This window comes from Desulfosoma sp. (assembly GCF_052743555.1).
Genome location: NZ_JBRAHS010000017.1, coordinates 58375 through 73283, shown reverse-complemented (window position 1 = coordinate 73283; position 14909 = coordinate 58375). Strand labels below are relative to the sequence as shown.

General features: G+C 56.7%; 13 protein-coding genes. 8 read left to right on the top strand and 5 right to left on the bottom strand.

The window, feature by feature from the left end:
* Positions 1-137 precede the first annotated feature (137 nt).
* The 3 genes from aroB to aroF all read right to left on the bottom strand — a co-directional run bounded on the left by aroB (position 138) and on the right by aroF (position 3483).
* Entirely contained in the window at positions 138-1169 is a 1032-nt protein-coding gene (gene aroB, locus ACUVSA_RS11750) for a 3-dehydroquinate synthase (RefSeq protein ID WP_445894952.1), read from the bottom strand.
* Between the two features lie 166 nt (positions 1170-1335).
* Positions 1336-2316 carry a prephenate dehydrogenase/arogenate dehydrogenase family protein gene (locus ACUVSA_RS11745; RefSeq protein WP_445891812.1) on the bottom strand — a complete coding sequence of 327 codons (981 nt, stop codon included), beginning with the start codon at positions 2314-2316 and terminating at the stop codon, positions 1336-1338.
* A gap of 93 nt (positions 2317-2409) precedes the next feature.
* Positions 2410-3483 carry a 3-deoxy-7-phosphoheptulonate synthase gene (gene aroF / locus ACUVSA_RS11740; RefSeq protein WP_445894951.1) on the bottom strand — a complete coding sequence of 358 codons (1074 nt, stop codon included), beginning with the start codon at positions 3481-3483 and terminating at the stop codon, positions 2410-2412.
* A 513-nt stretch (positions 3484-3996) separates the two neighbouring features.
* Between aroF and rplM the strand changes: the two genes are divergently transcribed.
* The 5 genes from rplM (at position 3997) to ACUVSA_RS11715 (ending at position 8048) form a co-directional block, all read left to right on the top strand.
* On the top strand, positions 3997-4437 hold the full coding sequence (gene rplM / locus ACUVSA_RS11735; RefSeq protein ID WP_445891810.1) for a 50S ribosomal protein L13: 441 nt from the start codon (positions 3997-3999) through the stop codon (positions 4435-4437).
* 15 nt (positions 4438-4452) lie between these two features.
* A complete protein-coding gene (rpsI, locus tag ACUVSA_RS11730; RefSeq protein ID WP_445891809.1) occupies positions 4453-4845 on the top strand; it encodes a 30S ribosomal protein S9 in 393 nt (130 codons plus the stop codon).
* Positions 4846-4945: 100 nt separating this feature from the next.
* Positions 4946-5983: an N-acetyl-gamma-glutamyl-phosphate reductase gene (argC, locus tag ACUVSA_RS11725; protein ID WP_445894950.1), complete on the top strand. Its 1038-nt coding sequence runs from the start codon at positions 4946-4948 to the stop codon at positions 5981-5983.
* Complete coding sequence (truA, locus tag ACUVSA_RS11720) at positions 5971-6843, top strand: tRNA pseudouridine(38-40) synthase TruA (RefSeq protein WP_445894949.1); 873 nt, start codon at positions 5971-5973, stop codon at positions 6841-6843. The genes argC and truA overlap by 13 nt, the downstream gene beginning before the upstream one ends.
* Positions 6840-8048 (top strand): pyridoxal phosphate-dependent aminotransferase, encoded by a 1209-nt coding sequence (locus ACUVSA_RS11715; RefSeq protein ID WP_445891806.1) that lies wholly within the window; start codon positions 6840-6842, stop codon positions 8046-8048. Before truA ends, ACUVSA_RS11715 begins: the two co-directional genes overlap by 4 nt.
* A 350-nt stretch (positions 8049-8398) precedes the next feature.
* Here ACUVSA_RS11715 and ACUVSA_RS11710 read toward each other — a convergent pair whose 3' ends face one another.
* Positions 8399-9823: a CoA transferase gene (locus ACUVSA_RS11710; RefSeq protein WP_445894948.1), complete on the bottom strand. Its 1425-nt coding sequence runs from the start codon at positions 9821-9823 to the stop codon at positions 8399-8401.
* A gap of 34 nt (positions 9824-9857) precedes the next feature.
* Positions 9858-11192 (bottom strand): CoA transferase, encoded by a 1335-nt coding sequence (locus ACUVSA_RS11705; protein ID WP_445891804.1) that lies wholly within the window; start codon positions 11190-11192, stop codon positions 9858-9860.
* A gap of 430 nt (positions 11193-11622) precedes the next feature.
* On the opposite strand from ACUVSA_RS11705, the gene ACUVSA_RS11700 reads away from it, so the two are divergent.
* The 3 genes from ACUVSA_RS11700 to ACUVSA_RS11690 all read left to right on the top strand — a co-directional run bounded on the left by ACUVSA_RS11700 (position 11623) and on the right by ACUVSA_RS11690 (position 14903).
* Positions 11623-12753, top strand: coding sequence for an ABC transporter substrate-binding protein (locus ACUVSA_RS11700; RefSeq protein WP_445894947.1), 1131 nt, complete (start codon positions 11623-11625; stop codon positions 12751-12753).
* A gap of 191 nt (positions 12754-12944) precedes the next feature.
* Complete coding sequence (locus tag ACUVSA_RS11695) at positions 12945-13838, top strand: branched-chain amino acid ABC transporter permease (RefSeq protein ID WP_445891802.1); 894 nt, start codon at positions 12945-12947, stop codon at positions 13836-13838.
* A gap of 21 nt (positions 13839-13859) precedes the next feature.
* On the top strand, positions 13860-14903 hold the full coding sequence (locus ACUVSA_RS11690; protein WP_445891801.1) for a branched-chain amino acid ABC transporter permease: 1044 nt from the start codon (positions 13860-13862) through the stop codon (positions 14901-14903).
* Positions 14904-14909 lie beyond the last annotated feature (6 nt).

Sequence of the window (14909 nt, the reverse complement as noted above, 5' to 3'; positions counted from 1 at the left end):
ACAAACTTGGGTTAAAACGCCGCTGGAGCGTCGGCGTTTTGGCACAAAAATTTGAGCTCCATGGGGCGCTGCGCCACTATGGACGGGAAAGCTCATTTTTTGACCATACCACTGCAAGAAAAGTTGGTTCGGGCGCGCTAGGTTTTGAGCGGCTGAAGCACGCGCAAGGATTCTCGAACAATCTTTTCCGAAATGTCGGTGTGCCGTTCGATGCGGCCCACGTCTCGAGGCACGATCCAGGTGAGGCCGCCGGTGCCTTTTTTCTTGTCGTGCTGGATATGGCCAAGCAGCGCGTCCGGATCCGCGACCAGGGGCGTTGTCTGCGGCAGCTGATAGGCGTCCAGGATGTGATCCAGGCGCCGGGCTAGATCCGGATGGGTGAGTCCCATGAGAATTCCTATGCGCACCGCCACCCTCATGCCCAAAGCCACCGCGTGACCATGGGGCAACGTATAGCCGCTCAGTGTTTCCAGGCCATGGCCGGCGGTATGCCCGAGGTTCAAAAACTGGCGCACTCCCAAATCCCTTTCATCAGCGGCCACATAGCGGGCCTTGAGGCGCAAGCTTTGAAAAACCAGCCGCTCCGTCATTTCCTGAGGCAAAGGATAGACGATGCCTTGGGAACCTTTGGCCGCCTGCGCGAAGGATTCCAGGGTTTCCATCAACCCGCTGTCGTCCAGCAGCGCGCACTTGATGACTTCCGCTATGCCGTTTTGCCATTCCCTCGCAGGCAAGGTTTCCAAAAAAACCGCATCCACAAGAATGGCCTGCGGCTGGTGAAAGGTGCCCAAAAGATTTTTGCCTTCCGGCAGATCCACGCCCGTCTTGCCGCCCAGACAGCTGTCCACTTGGGCCAGGAGCGTTGTCGGCACCTGCACCACGGGAACGCCCCGCATAAAGATGGAGGCCAAAAAACCTACCACATCCCCGGTCACGCCGCCCCCAACGGCCACAAAGACACTCTGGCGGTCAGCCCCGCGATGCAGGGCCGTTCGCGCCAGTTCCTCCACCGCGGCCAGGCGCTTGCTGTCTTCTCGAGCGTCCCATGGAATCCACGCAGGGCCGAAGCCTTTCTCGTCCAGCACCTTTCCCCACAAGGCGGCCACCCGTTGGTCGACGAAAAGATACGGATGCCGACGGGGAAAGTGTTCTTGAAGCCATGCCCGCAAAGAGCGTGCTCCATGAGGCGCAAAGGTGACGTGAAACAGGTTCAAAGGGTGATCCCCCGCCTTTGTGGGGCCCGGTTGTGGTTCGAGGCAATGGTTCCCCCCGCCTGCACTGCGTGGCCGTCGAATCGAACCCGAAGTGCTGCAACCGGTCAAACGTATCGGCCTGTTAGACATGAGCCTTATCTTCCTTGTGGGCGTCGGTGGAAAGAGCGCCATTGGGGGCAACGGTAAAGCCCACCGTGGGTGCCTGGGCCGACGAAGCTTGTTGACTTTCATGGTTGTTGGCGTTTTGATGCCAAGTGAGAAGCCGGTTGGTTTCGTGCAAGGCTTGCGTGCAGAACGCTCCAAAGTGGGCCCGCGTTTGTTCAAAGGCCTGCAGAAAGGCCTGCCATCGGCCGTGTTCCACTGCGTCCATGGTTTCACTAAACACTCGACGCAACACCTGCAGCGCTTCGCTCTTGTAGGGGTTTTCCATGGCGATGGCGGCGTAAAGCTCCGGGTCTTGGGCGAAGAGTCGTCCGATGAGATCCAGTTCCAGGCGATAAATGGGGCTGGTAAACCGAAGGCTTTCGGCGGCGTCGATACCCATTTCCCTCAGGCAGTGCCCGAGAACGACCGTGGTCATGTGGGGAATGAGTTGAATGACGGTCATCATGCGGTCGTGTTCGTGAGCCGAACACACATGGATTTTTAGGCTTGCTTTTTCCAACACGCCCATGAGCCAATTCCAGGGTTCCGGTGCCACATGACCCGGACAGACAATCATGGTTTGACCCACAAAGTCGGCCACATAGGGGCCATACATGGGGTGCAGGCCCACATACCATGCGGCGCACCCTTCCATGGCCTTTAGGGGAGGCACTTTAAGGGAACATATGTCCAGGACCAGCTGTCCGGAGCGGAATCGTGGAGCCAGTTCCTGTAAGATGTGCGAAGCGCGATGCAAAGGCACACTGACAAGAACCACGTCAGATTGGTCAATAAGGTCGTGATTGCTTAGAGGTGTCCCCACATCGGAGACGACGACCGAAGTGTCGCGTTCGGTAAAGAACCGATAAAAGAGCTTTCCCATGGCGCCCATGCCACCGATGATGCCGATGCGGGGATGTTTCGGCCAGCTTTTAAAGTCCGAGGGATTTTCCGTCATGCTGCCTCCTGAAGCGCACAACTGCACGAATCAAGGTCCCCCCTTTCAGTGTGTGCCACGCAAGCCCGTCTTCCCAAACCTTTTCGAAGGTTTTCACGAAGAGGCTCCTGCGGCATGGGCCAGGCCCTTGTGATGATCCACCGTGGTTCGCACAATCGTTCGTCCCACCGCCTGGGCCACGGGTTCCAGGCGATTTAAAAGCTCCGCCATGGCCGCGGGGGTCAAGGACTGGGACCCGTCGCTCAAGGCTTCGTGAGGCCGCACGTGCACTTCCAACATGAGTCCATCGGCGCCGGCAGCGATGGCTGCGCAGGCCATGGCGGGAATAAGATCCGTTCGGCCCAGAGCGTGGCTGGGATCCACGATGACCGGAAGGTGGGTCAGTTTCTTGAGCAGCGGCACGGCGCTCAGGTCCAGGGTGTTGCGCGTTTCCGTCTCAAAGGTGCGGATGCCGCGTTCGCATAAGATGACTTTTTCATTGCCATGGCTGACAATGTATTCAGCGGACATGAGGAATTCCTTGATGGTGGCGGCCATGCCCCGTTTGAGAATCACCGGCTTGTCCACCTGGCCCACTTCGGTGAGCAGTTTAAAATTTTGCATGTTGCGCGTGCCGATCTGCAAGACATCGGCGTATTTGTAGACGAGCAGCAGGTCTCGGGCGTCCATGACTTCAGTGACCACGGGCATGCCCGTGCGAGCCCGCACATCGCTCATGTACTTTAGGGCCAGTTCCCCAAGCCCTTGAAAGCTGTACGGTGATGTGCGCGGTTTGAAGGCGCCGCCGCGAAGCATGGGAATTCCCAAGGCGTGCAAAGCATCGGCGATTTCATCCAGAACTTCCCGTCCTTCCACGGCACAGGGCCCGGCAATGATGGGAATGGCTTGCCCACCCAGTTCAACCTGCTCACCGATGCGAATCCTTGTGTCGTCTTCCTTAAACTCTCGGCTCACCAACTTATAGGGTTGCAAAATGGGATGCGCCGCTTCCACACCGGGAAAGCTCGTAAAGGGAATCTCCTGAATGAGCTCCCTTTCGCCGATGATGCCTACAATGGTGCGTCGCTCCCCTCGGGATATATGGGTCCGCAGTCCCATCCTTTCCACGTGCGATACCAGTTGCCGAATCTCTTCTTCTGTGTGTTCAGGTTTCATGACAACAATCATGGCGGGTCCTCCTTGCCTGGTGGGAAAAGCCTGCGCTTTTCCCGTTTTCTGGAATATCGGCACTTCCGTGCCGAAGCTTCAGAGACACAAAAGGCCGTGAGCTGGTGCCCACGGCCTCAAAGGGATCAAAAAAAGGCCGTGGGCTTTGGGGTTAGCCCACGGCCTTGGTGCCGGCGTCCTGCAGCTTCGGACGGCTCAGCGCGGTGGTCGGCCAACCCCTAAGGGGCCCCAATACCACCCATAATAAAAGTAAAAGCCCTGATCCGCGCCGATGCGCTGCATCGTGTTGTCCTCTCTGCGAACCATGACGCTTTGCGTGCCGTGCTCAAGTGTTTTCCCTTATAAGCAAGAGGGTTCAGCCATGTCAAGGACTAAAAAAAGGATTTTTCTCGTGTGGAGTGAAAAAGGCCGGCCGTCGCGGTAAAGAACTTTTCCTTGACAAGACCTGGGGGATTGCCTATAGGACTGAGCTTCGAGTCGGACACATGTGGTGGTTTAAGTGGAGAACTTTCGATGAAAACGACGAGTGCCAAGTTCGATGCCAATGGAAGAAAATGGATTGTGGTGGATGCCGACGGCCAGATCCTCGGCCGGCTGGCGAGTGAAATTGCCGTGAGGCTTCGCGGCAAACATTTGCCGACCTTTTCTCCCCACGTGGATACGGGCGATTTTGTGGTGGTCATCAACGCCGCCAAGGTGCGTCTGACCGGCCGCAAATGGGAGCAGAAGAAATACTATCGGCATTCCGGATATCCCGGAGGTCTTAAGGTCACAACAGCCAAGAAACTGAACCAGGAACACCCCGAACGGCTCATCGAATTCGCCGTTCGAGGCATGTTGCCCAAGAATCGCCTTGGCCGAAAGCTTCTCAAGAAACTGAAGGTCTACAGTGGCGCCGAGCATCCTCATGAGGCCCAGCAACCCACTGCCCTGAACCTGGGCAGCCGCAAGTAGTCAAGGAGTCGTCCCATGGCGGAACAGAATTTTTATGCGACGGGAAAGCGCAAATCGGCGGTCGCTCGAGTATGGCTTAAACCCGGTACCGGTCGCGTTTGGATCAACAACAAACCCATTGACCAATACATTGTGCGCGAAACCAGCAAGATGGTGATTCATCAGCCTTTGATGCTCACGGGCACCTTTGGCAAGCTGGACGTGTATGTCAATGTGAGCGGCGGTGGCTTGAGTGGGCAGGCCGGAGCCATCAAGCACGGCATCTCCAAGGCCCTCATTGAATTCAACCCCGAGTTCCGCCAGGTCCTCAAGCGCGCCGGATTCATCACCCGCGATTCCCGCGTCAAGGAACGAAAGAAATACGGGCAACGCGGCGCACGGGCTCGATTCCAATACTCCAAACGCTAAAATTTCTCTGCATCACGCCATCTCTTCTGCTCAGGGGCTCTCGCCGACCCGGTGTGGGCCCTTGAAGTTTGTCTGGGGGGCGCAGAACAGGGAGGGGGCCATGGTGCCAGTGTCCATTGCCGGCGCGTCCGGGTATTCAGGATTTGAATTGATTCGGCTCTTGAGCGGGCATCCTCAAGTGCGGTTGAGCGCCATCACGTCCCGAGCGAATCAGGGAGAGAGACTCGGCGATGTGTATCCGGCCTTTCGCGGCTTTGGTGATCTGCATTTCGAGGACACAGATCCCGACACTCTGACTCGTGAAGCGCAACTGGTTTTCACCGCCCTGCCCCACCATGCGGCCATGGACATCATTCCCTCCTTGTTGGATCGCGGGGTCAAGGTGGTAGATCTGAGCGCGGATTTTCGGTTTCGAGACGCTTCCGTATATGAGGCCTGGTATCAAAAACACAGTGCGCCGCACCTTCTCGGTGAGGCCGTCTACGGCCTTCCGGAATTGTATCGCCAAAAAATCGCCGTCGCCCGCCTGGTGGGCAATCCGGGATGCTATCCCACGAGCGTCATTCTGGCGTGCGCCCCGCTTCTTCGCGCACAGCTCATCGTGGCGGAAACCATCATCGCCGATGCCAAATCCGGGGTGAGTGGAGCCGGTCGAGGGCTCGCGCTTACGACCCATTACTGTGAAGTCAACGACGGGTTTCGTGCTTACAAAGTGGCCGAACACCGCCACACGCCTGAAATGGAACAGGAACTCAGCCTTCTGGCGGGAAAACCCGTGCGCATCAACTTCACGCCGCACCTTGTGCCCATGAGTCGTGGAATATTGAGCACCGTTTATGCGCAATTGGAACCCGGCGTCAACGAACGGCACGTGGCGGACGCCTTTCATGCATTTTATGCTTCGGCACGTTTCGTGCGGCTTTGCCCTTCAGGCCAGTTTCCCACAACGTTACAGGTTCGCGGCAGCAACTATTGCGATCTGGCTTGGAAGGTGGATCCTCGCACGGGTCGTGTCATTGTGATTTCCGTTATCGATAACCTGACCCGCGGCGCTTCGGGCCAAGCGGTGTGTAACATGAACCTCATGCTCGGCTTTCCGGAAGATTGCGGGCTGGAAGCCGCCCCATGGCAACCGTGAACGAACCTCTTGTGAATGGCTGCACCTCAAGGGAGCACGCCTTTCCAAAGGCTTCTGCAACCCTGGACCCTCAGGTCAAGAGAAATTTTAAACTCGTCCTGGAATACGACGGATCACACTACCATGGATGGCAGCGCCAAAAAGGAGTGCTCACTCTTCAGGAAGTGGTGGAATCCAAACTGGGCATCATGCTTGGCCGGCCCGTGACGGTGCGCGCTTCGGGTCGCACCGATGCAGGCGTGCACGCCTTGGGACAGGTGATCAACTTCTACGCCAAGACGCGGCTCAGCCCTCAAGACTTTCAAAGGGGGCTAAACGGGCTGTTGCCCCCGGATATTGTGGTGCAGCACGCGGAAGAAGTGCCCGACTCTTTTCACGCGTCCTATTCAGCCGTGAGCAAGACCTACGAGTACCGCATTCTCAACCGCCCTCTGCCTTCGGCTCTGGAACGCCTTCGCGCCTGGCACGTGCCTAAGCCCCTGGATCTGGAAACAATCCAACAGTGTCTTCCTGTACTCTTGGGAACGCACGATTTTTGCGCCTTCATGGCGGCTGGTTCTTCCGTCGCCCATACGGTGCGCACCATGATCGCCGCTCAAGCCTGGCGGCCGGATGCGGATCATCTGTATTTTCGTTTCCAGGCCTCGGGGTTTTTGAGGCATATGGTTCGCAATTTGGTGGGCACATTGGTTCAAGCGGGCCGAGGTCTCATGGGACCGGACGAACTTGCGGCCATTCTCGAGAGTCGCGATCGAAGCCGGGCGGGCATCACGGCCCCGGCTCATGGACTCTACCTGGTTTGTGTCGATTACGGGAGGGGAGAAAAGAACAACGCACAGCACAGAGGGGACAGACCATGAAGCTTTCACAACGCGTGCGCCAGGTCAAACCGTCGGCGACGCTCGCCATCAACGCCAAAGCCAAGGCTCTGCGCAGCCAGGGCGTGCGGGTCATCAGTTTCGGAGTAGGGGAACCCGATTTCGATACGCCGCATCACATTGGACAAATGGCCGTCCAGGCGGTCCTCAGACGACAGACCCGCTACACACCGGTTCAGGGCATTGCGGAACTGAAGGCAGCCGTGGTTCGAACCATTGAGGCGGATTACGGTCTGCGATACGAATCCGACGAGGTGCTCGTCTCCTGCGGTGGCAAGCATTGCCTGTACAACTTGTTTCAAGCCGTGTTGGACCCCGGGGATGAAGTGATCATTCCCAGCCCCTACTGGGTTTCGTACCCGGACATGGTGCGGCTGGCCGAAGCGGAACCGGTGTTCGTGCCCTGTGCGGAATCGCGCGGTTTCAAATTGACGCCCCAGGATCTGCAACAGGCCATCACGGCCCGCACCCGCATGCTCATTCTCAACAGCCCTTCGAACCCCACGGGGACCCATTATCAGCCCGAGGAACTGCGGGCCCTGGCCGATGTCCTTTTGGCACAGGACCAGGTGATCATCGTCTCGGATGACATTTATTACCGCATCCTTTTTGACGATGTTCCTTGGGCTAACATCGCCATGGTGGAACCTCGACTGAAGGCGAGAACCTTCGTGGTCAACGGCGTGAGCAAGACCTACGCCATGACGGGCTGGCGCATCGGCTACCTGCTGGGAGACCGGGAGGTGATTCGGGCGGCGGGAAAAATTCAGAGCCAGTCCACCAGCAATCCATCGTCTGTGGCCCAGTGGGCGGCCGTAGCGGCCCTTGCGGGAGACCAGACCGCCTGCCGACACATGGTGCGGGTGTTTGCCCAAAGAAGGGACTATGTCATGGACCGGCTGCGGCGCATTCCGGGCATCACATGCCCGGTGCCGCACGGCGCCTTTTACGTGTTTCCCAACGTGAGCGCGTACTATGGCCGATCGGTGGATGGGCGCTTGATTCAAGGGTCTGCGGACATGGCCGATTACCTCATGGAAGAGGTCCACTTGGCCGTGGTGCCGGGAGATGCTTTTGGAGAAGATCGTTGCATTCGGCTGAGCTTTGCCTTGTCCATGGAGGAATTGCGCGAAGGATTTGACCGGCTGGAACGGGCGCTTCAAAAGCTCACACCCAAAGCGCCCTGACCTTCATGGTTCTATAGAGGCGGCGCACCCCGCGACGCTGCATCGCGCCGTGGGGCGCTCCTGCAAAATGTAACAAAAACAGCCCCGAAAAGCCGTTCTCGGACAAGCCGCCGGCCGTCCGCACCTTCGCGGACCTGACGGCGTAGGCCCCTGCGGGACCAAAGGCGCTCCTGGTATGGACAGCTTCCAGACTTCCCCTTGATGGTGCGCCAAACCTGACTTATTCGAATATTCTTGAAGAGAGAGGGGGGGGAGAAAAGAAGCTCTTTACCTGAGGATGCACGGGCAGGGCGCTGAAAGGCGCGCAAGAGGGCGGCGGGACGTGACCGCCCTCTTGCGCGCCGCTGATTTTAGACGACGCCCTTTTCTTTGAGCTGCTGCAGCTTGCTTTTGCCCACGCCCAGATACTTTTGGTAGATGAACTCGTTGTCGGCACCCACAGGGCGGCAGATCCATTTAATGCGGCCCGGTGTGCGGCTCATGGCTTTAAAGGACGAATTCTGAATGAGCAGTTCGCCATAGTAAGGATCTGTGCGTTTGACGAAGCTTTCCCGGACACGCCAGTGTTCGCGCGTGAGCACATCCGTGGGGGTTTCCAGTCGTCCCGTCACCACTGTGCCTTTTTTGTCCGGGCGCCGGCTGTATTCGGTCAGCATCTGCAGAATTTCTTCGGAAGTGTAGTTTTCCGTAAATTTTTCGATTTCATGCTGAATCTTCGGCTGATTTTCCGGCGTCAGCCGTTCCTTGATGGTGGGATACATCTTTTGCAGATCGGGCCGATTCATAATTTCACACAAGGCGGCCCAATTGGGATCCGTAAACCCGGACATGAAGGTGTAGCCGTCTTTACACTTGACATAGGTGTACGGAAAAACGGCGTAGTCGTAGTTTCCTGCCCGAGGCATTTCGTTGCCGGACATGTGGTAATACTGCATGACGTAGTTGGAAATCGCCAAAAGCCCTTCGGGCGGCGAACAATCCACGAACTGGCCTTTTCCGGTGCGTCGTTTCACTAGCATGGCCGCTTGAATGCCAAAAGCCGCCCAAGCACCGCCCACATACCAACCCATCCAGTTGCCGTGTTTGAGGGGTCTTTTGTATTCGGGAGGCACTTCGGGGTCCAAATCCGGTTCCCCGGTAATGGACATGACCACACCACGTGCCTGAGCCACAATGTCGTAATCGGGTTGGTTGCCGAATTTCTCCGAATCTTCGCCGAAATGCCCCATGCTGTGCATGCCGCAATAGATCAAGCCTGGGTTTAGGGCTCTGAGTTGTTCGTAGCCGAGGCCTAGGCTGTCCATATAGCCAGGTTTGAAGGCTTCAATAAGCACATCGGCCTTGGAAGTCAAGGTGCGGAACATGGCTTGGCCTTCCGCCGATTCCAGGTTCAGCGTAATATGAAACTTGTTCCTTGCCTCGGTCAGATAGGCCAGACCCGTGTCCTTGATCATGATGCCATACGGTGACATCTTGCGGGCCAGATCCCCTGCCGGCGGTTCAATGCGAATGACCTCGGCACCGAATTCCGCCAAAATGGAGGAGGCATACAGGGCGCCGAAGTTGGCGTAGCTCACATCCAGCACGACCATGTCGTCCAAAGCTTCGGGTTTGCGAAAGGCGTCTTTGGGATTGGTTTCGGAATAAGCCCACTTGGCGTAATCTTCATTGATGGCCAGGCCCACAATGGTCTTGTCTTCTTTGAGCATGGACGCCAGCGCATCGTCATCAAACATATCGTCATAGACCGAAGGTCCCAGTTTCTTGTCCGTCATCCTTCTCCTCCTCAACCCCGTCGTTCAGTCCTTGTTAGGCGAGTTTCAGTCCGCTTTTTCCGTCCCAATCGGGCGGCGGGCAGTGGGATGGCACCGCCGGGTTCCATTGGAAAATCACTTTTTCGGCCTTAAGTTTTTCTACTTCATCGTGAGGGAGCCCGAGAAGTTTGGTCAGCACATATTCATTGTCAAAGCCTAAAGGACGGCAACCCCACAGGAGTCGACTGGGGGTTTCGCTCAGGCGCGGCGGGTACACTTGCTGGACCATGGGCCCGTAGAGGGCGTCCTCGTATTCCTGTAGAGTGCCTCTTTGGCGAAAATGAGGCCGATGGTAGGCGTCTTTGGCCGTAATGACCCGCGATGCCGCAAACCCGTATTGGTTGCCCAAGGCTTCCACTTCTTCCACTTTTCTGGTGCGGGTCCAGGCGTCGATGATCTTGAGAAGCTCCCGGGCGTTTTCGTCCTTGAGCCGTTCCAGAGGATCGGCAAATCTCTGGCACAGTTCCGGACGGCCCATGGCCTGGCACAAGCCCTTAAAAGAGGCGTCATCAAAGGCGGCCAAGGCGATCCAGCCGTCGGCGCAATCGAAAAGATCCGAAGGACAGACAGCCAGGTCGCGATTGCCGGATCGAGGGCGATCCTTTCCGGTCAGGTACGCATAGAGCCAGGTCCAATCCAGAAAGCGAATGACGTTTTCCACCTGCATGTAATCGATGAACTGGCCTTCGCCCGTGCGTTCTCGATAGTTCAAGGCGGCCATGATGGCCACGGCGCACATCAGGGCCGTGGCCCAGTCGGCAATCCAGACCCCGGACTTGATGGGACCTCGACCTTCAAAACCCGTGATAGGTGAAAGGGCGCCCATGCTCTGGGCCACGGCATCGTAGCTGGTCCGTCCCGTCCACGGTCCCCAACTGCCATAGCCGGACACATGCAGCTGAATGATCCGAGGGTTAACCTCCCTCAGTTCCTTGTAACTCAAACCCCATTCAGCCATGCGGCCTGGGGTCAGATTGTCCGCTACCACGTCGGCCTTTTTGACCATTTCCAAAAAAAGCTCCTTGGCCTTGGGATGGCCCAGATGCATTCCCACCCAATACTTGTTGTGGTTTTCAATCTCCAGCCCGGGCGACATGTTTTTCCAGAAAAAGGCGTAAGGGGACACAAAGCGCATCTGGTCGCCCTTTTGCCCTTCAAACTTGATCACCTCAGCCCCGAATTCCGCCAGGTAATCACAGCACGCCGGGCCAAGTACCACATAGCAGACCTCAAGGACCCGAACGCCCTCCAGGGGCATTCGCTTGCCAAAGAGATTTTCCACATTGAACAGCTCTTTCATACGCTCCTGGTACGATTTGCCTTGGTCCATTCAGATACCTCCTTTCCGTTGGAGAACCGATTTTCGGGCCCGAATCCCTCGAGCCGGACTTGGGTGGGATGAAACGGGAAAGTGCCGTCGGACCGATCGGCGCAAAGACGCCGCGCAGGAAATCACCGCAGACACAGGGTCGGCGGAAAGCAAGAGGGAAAGCCGTGGGAGGATGCGAAAGAGAAGGTGCTGAAAAGGATGCCCTCATGTGCGCCCGAACGGTCTTTGGTGAACCGAGTTTGCTTCTAGCAAAATCCCTTCGCCAGGGTCAAGGAGGATTTCACGGGGGCTTTTGGTTGACAGATGCGGGTGAGTCATGTAGAGAGCAGAAAGTCTTTTTCAGTGAATGATCTTGAGATGTTGGAAGAGATTTTTGATTGGGGGTAAAGACGGTTATCACTTTCAACCAACAAGACAAAAGGAGAGCCTTATGGGGCGCAAAGGATGGTTAGCTTTGGTGGCGGGTCTGTGTGGTGTGGCTTTTGTGGTGGCGGGACCTGCGCTGGCACAGGATACCATCAAGATTGGAGCCTACCTGCCCATGACCGGAGCGGTGGCGGCCTACGGGCAGATGGAATGGGACGGCATACAGATTGCCAATGAAATCAAGCCGGCGGTTTTGGGCAAGAAGATTGAGCTCGTCCTTGTGGATACAAAAAGCGACAAAATTGAAGCGGCCAATGCGGTCAGTCGCCTAGTGGAAAAGGAAAAGGTGGTGGGCATTTTGGGTGAGGCCATCAGTGGCAACAGCATGGCCGGCAATCCCATTTCCGAAGCCGCCAAGATCGTTTCGGTGAGCCCGACGGCCACGAACCCGCTGGTGACCCAAGGCAAACAGTATGCCTTTCGTGCGTGCTTCATCGATCCTTTTCAGGGGGAAGTGGCCGCCCGTTTCGCGGTCAACGACCTGAAGGCCAAGACGGCTGCTGTCATCATTGACATTGCGCAGGACTATTGTGTGGGGCTGGCCAACTTCTTCGTCAAGGAATTCGTCAAGCTGGGCGGCAAAGTGGTGTCCACCACGTACATTCAAACGGGTGACCAGGACTTCTCGGCACAGCTCTCTTCCGTGCAGGCGGCCAAGCCTGACATCATTTATGCGCCCAACTACTACACGGAAGATGCCCTCATGGCCAAGCAGGCTCGGGATTTGGGCATCAATGTGCCCATTCTTACGGGTGACGGGGCTCAGGCGGATGAATTGATCCAGATCGGCGGTAAGGCCGTGGAAGAAATGTATTTTACCGGCCATTTTCACAAACAGGCGGCCACCACGGAACTGGCCAAGGAATACATCAAGCGGTTTGAAGCCAAGAAAGGCAAGGAAGCGGACGCCTTTGGAGCCCTGGCCGCTGACGCCTATTTCCTGCTCCTTGAAGCCATTGAAAAGGCGGGATCCACCGACGGCACTAAGATTCGAGAGGCCATGGTGGCCATCAAGAACTTTCCCGCGGTTTCGGGGTTCATCACCATGCAGGAAAACGGCAATCCTGTCAAGAGCATGGTCATCAACAAGGTCAAAGACGGTAAATTCGTGTATGTAACCACGGTCAATCCGTAAGGGTGCAGGCGGGCGCCCCTCGGTTTCCGGTCCTTGCTTTCATGCGGCAAGAGCTTGGTGATCCCAGGCGTGCAAGGTCACCGCGGACGCAGGTTCTCTAAAGCCCGTAAACCCATCAAGGAGCAGGGCGGGCATGGCACCTCCTGCTCCATTTTGCGTAAGGCATTGTGCACGACACAAAGGAAAGCCTCGTGACGATTGACATCTTCATGCAGCAAGTCATCAACGGCATTTCCCTGGGAAGCCTGTATGCCCTGGTGGCCATCGGCTACACAATGGTTTATGGGATTCTTCGGCTCATCAATTTCGCCCATGGCGATCTGCTCATGGTGGCTGCCTATGCGGCCATTTATGCGGTGACTCTTTGGAGTCTACCGTGGCAGATCAGCTTTCCCCTGGTCATGGTCTTGACGGGCATGTTTGGCATCCTTTTGGACCGGGTGGCCTACAAACCCTTGCGGGACGCTCCGCGCATCTCTTTGCTCATTTCCGCCATCGGGGCCTCTTTTCTCCTGGAAAACCTGGCCATTGTCATCATCGGGGGCGTACCCAAAGGATTTCCTCGCCCTGAGGTCTTTGCCAAAGTCATTGAGCTGTGGGGATTACGTATTCAGGTGCTGACCATCTATACGCCCGTGTTGACCCTCGCGCTCCTCCTGGGGCTTCTGTACATCGTTCATCGAACCAAGGTCGGCAAGGCCATGCGGGCGGCTTCCAAGGATTTTGAAACGACGCGTCTCATGGGCATCAACTTGGATCGCATCATCGCGGTGACGTTTTTTTTGGGCTCGAGTTTGGCCGCTGCGGGCGGCATCATGTGGGCTATGAAATATCCCCAGGTGAACCCTTTCATGGGAGTCATTCCCGGTCTGAAAGCCTTCATTGCTGCCGTGCTGGGGGGCATCGGCAACATTGTGGGTGCTGTCCTGGGCGGCTTCGTCCTCGGTCTTGGGGAAATCCTCATCGTGGCCCTTTTTCCTCAAATGGCCCAGTACCGGGACGCTTTCGCTTTTACTGTCCTTATCCTTGTGCTGCTTTTTCGTCCGACGGGCATCATGGGCGAGCCCATTACGGACAAAACGTGATGGCTTGTTAAGGATTGCATAATGGACACATCCAGACGAAACACCACCTGTAATATTTTGTTGTTGGTCGTCCTGGGCCTGATTCTTTATTTTTTTGAAAAATACGGGTCCGAATATCAAATCCGGATTCTCAACAATATGGCCATCTTCATCACCCTGGCGGTGAGTTACAATTTGGTGAACGGCATGTGCGGCATTCTGCACTTGGGTCCCAACGCCTTCATCACCATTGGGGCGTACACCTCCGCCCTGTTGACCATGTCTCCGGCCGAAAAGCAGATGAGTTTTATCATTGAGCCCCTCATTTGGCCGCTCAGTGTTGTTCAGGTTCCCTTTGCCGTTTCCTTGATTGCGGCCGGCATCACGGCAACGCTCTTTGCCTTTTTAATCAGTTTTCCCGTGTTCCGCGTGCGTGGGGACTATTTGGCCATTGTGACGCTGGGGTTTGGGGAAGTGGTCCGCGTTCTGTGCAACGCCATGCAGAGCCTCACCAACGGGCCCCTGGGCCTTAAAGGACTCACCCCTTACACCACCCTGTGGTGGTCCTGGGGCGTGGCTGTTTTTACGGTGATGGTCATTACCAAGCTGGTTAACAGCAGTTATGGCCGCGCCATGAAGGCCATTCGCGAAAACGAAACGGCCGCCAAGGCCATGGGAGTGGATCCCTTCAGGCATTTGCTGTTGGCTTTTCTGATCAGCGCGTTCTTTTCGGGGGTTGCCGGCGGGCTGCTGGCCCATCTCATCACCACCATTTCCCCAACCCTTTTTACTTTTTTCCTCACTTTCAACCTGCTCATCATCATTGTCGTTGGTGGGTTGGGCAGCACCAGCGGCGCCATTGTCGCGGCGGCCTTGTTCGCCTGGGGTGGAGAGGCCCTGCGCGTCGTCGAAAGCCCCATGCATTTCGGCTTCTTGACCATTCCGGGCATTCCCGGCATGCGGATGGTCCTGTTCAGTATCATTCTGATGGTGGTGATCTTGTTTGCTCGCCGAGGCATCATGGGGCGAAGCGAATTGTCTTGGGACCGCCTTTTTACGGCGCTACGCCTGCAGACGAAGTCATAAGGTGTT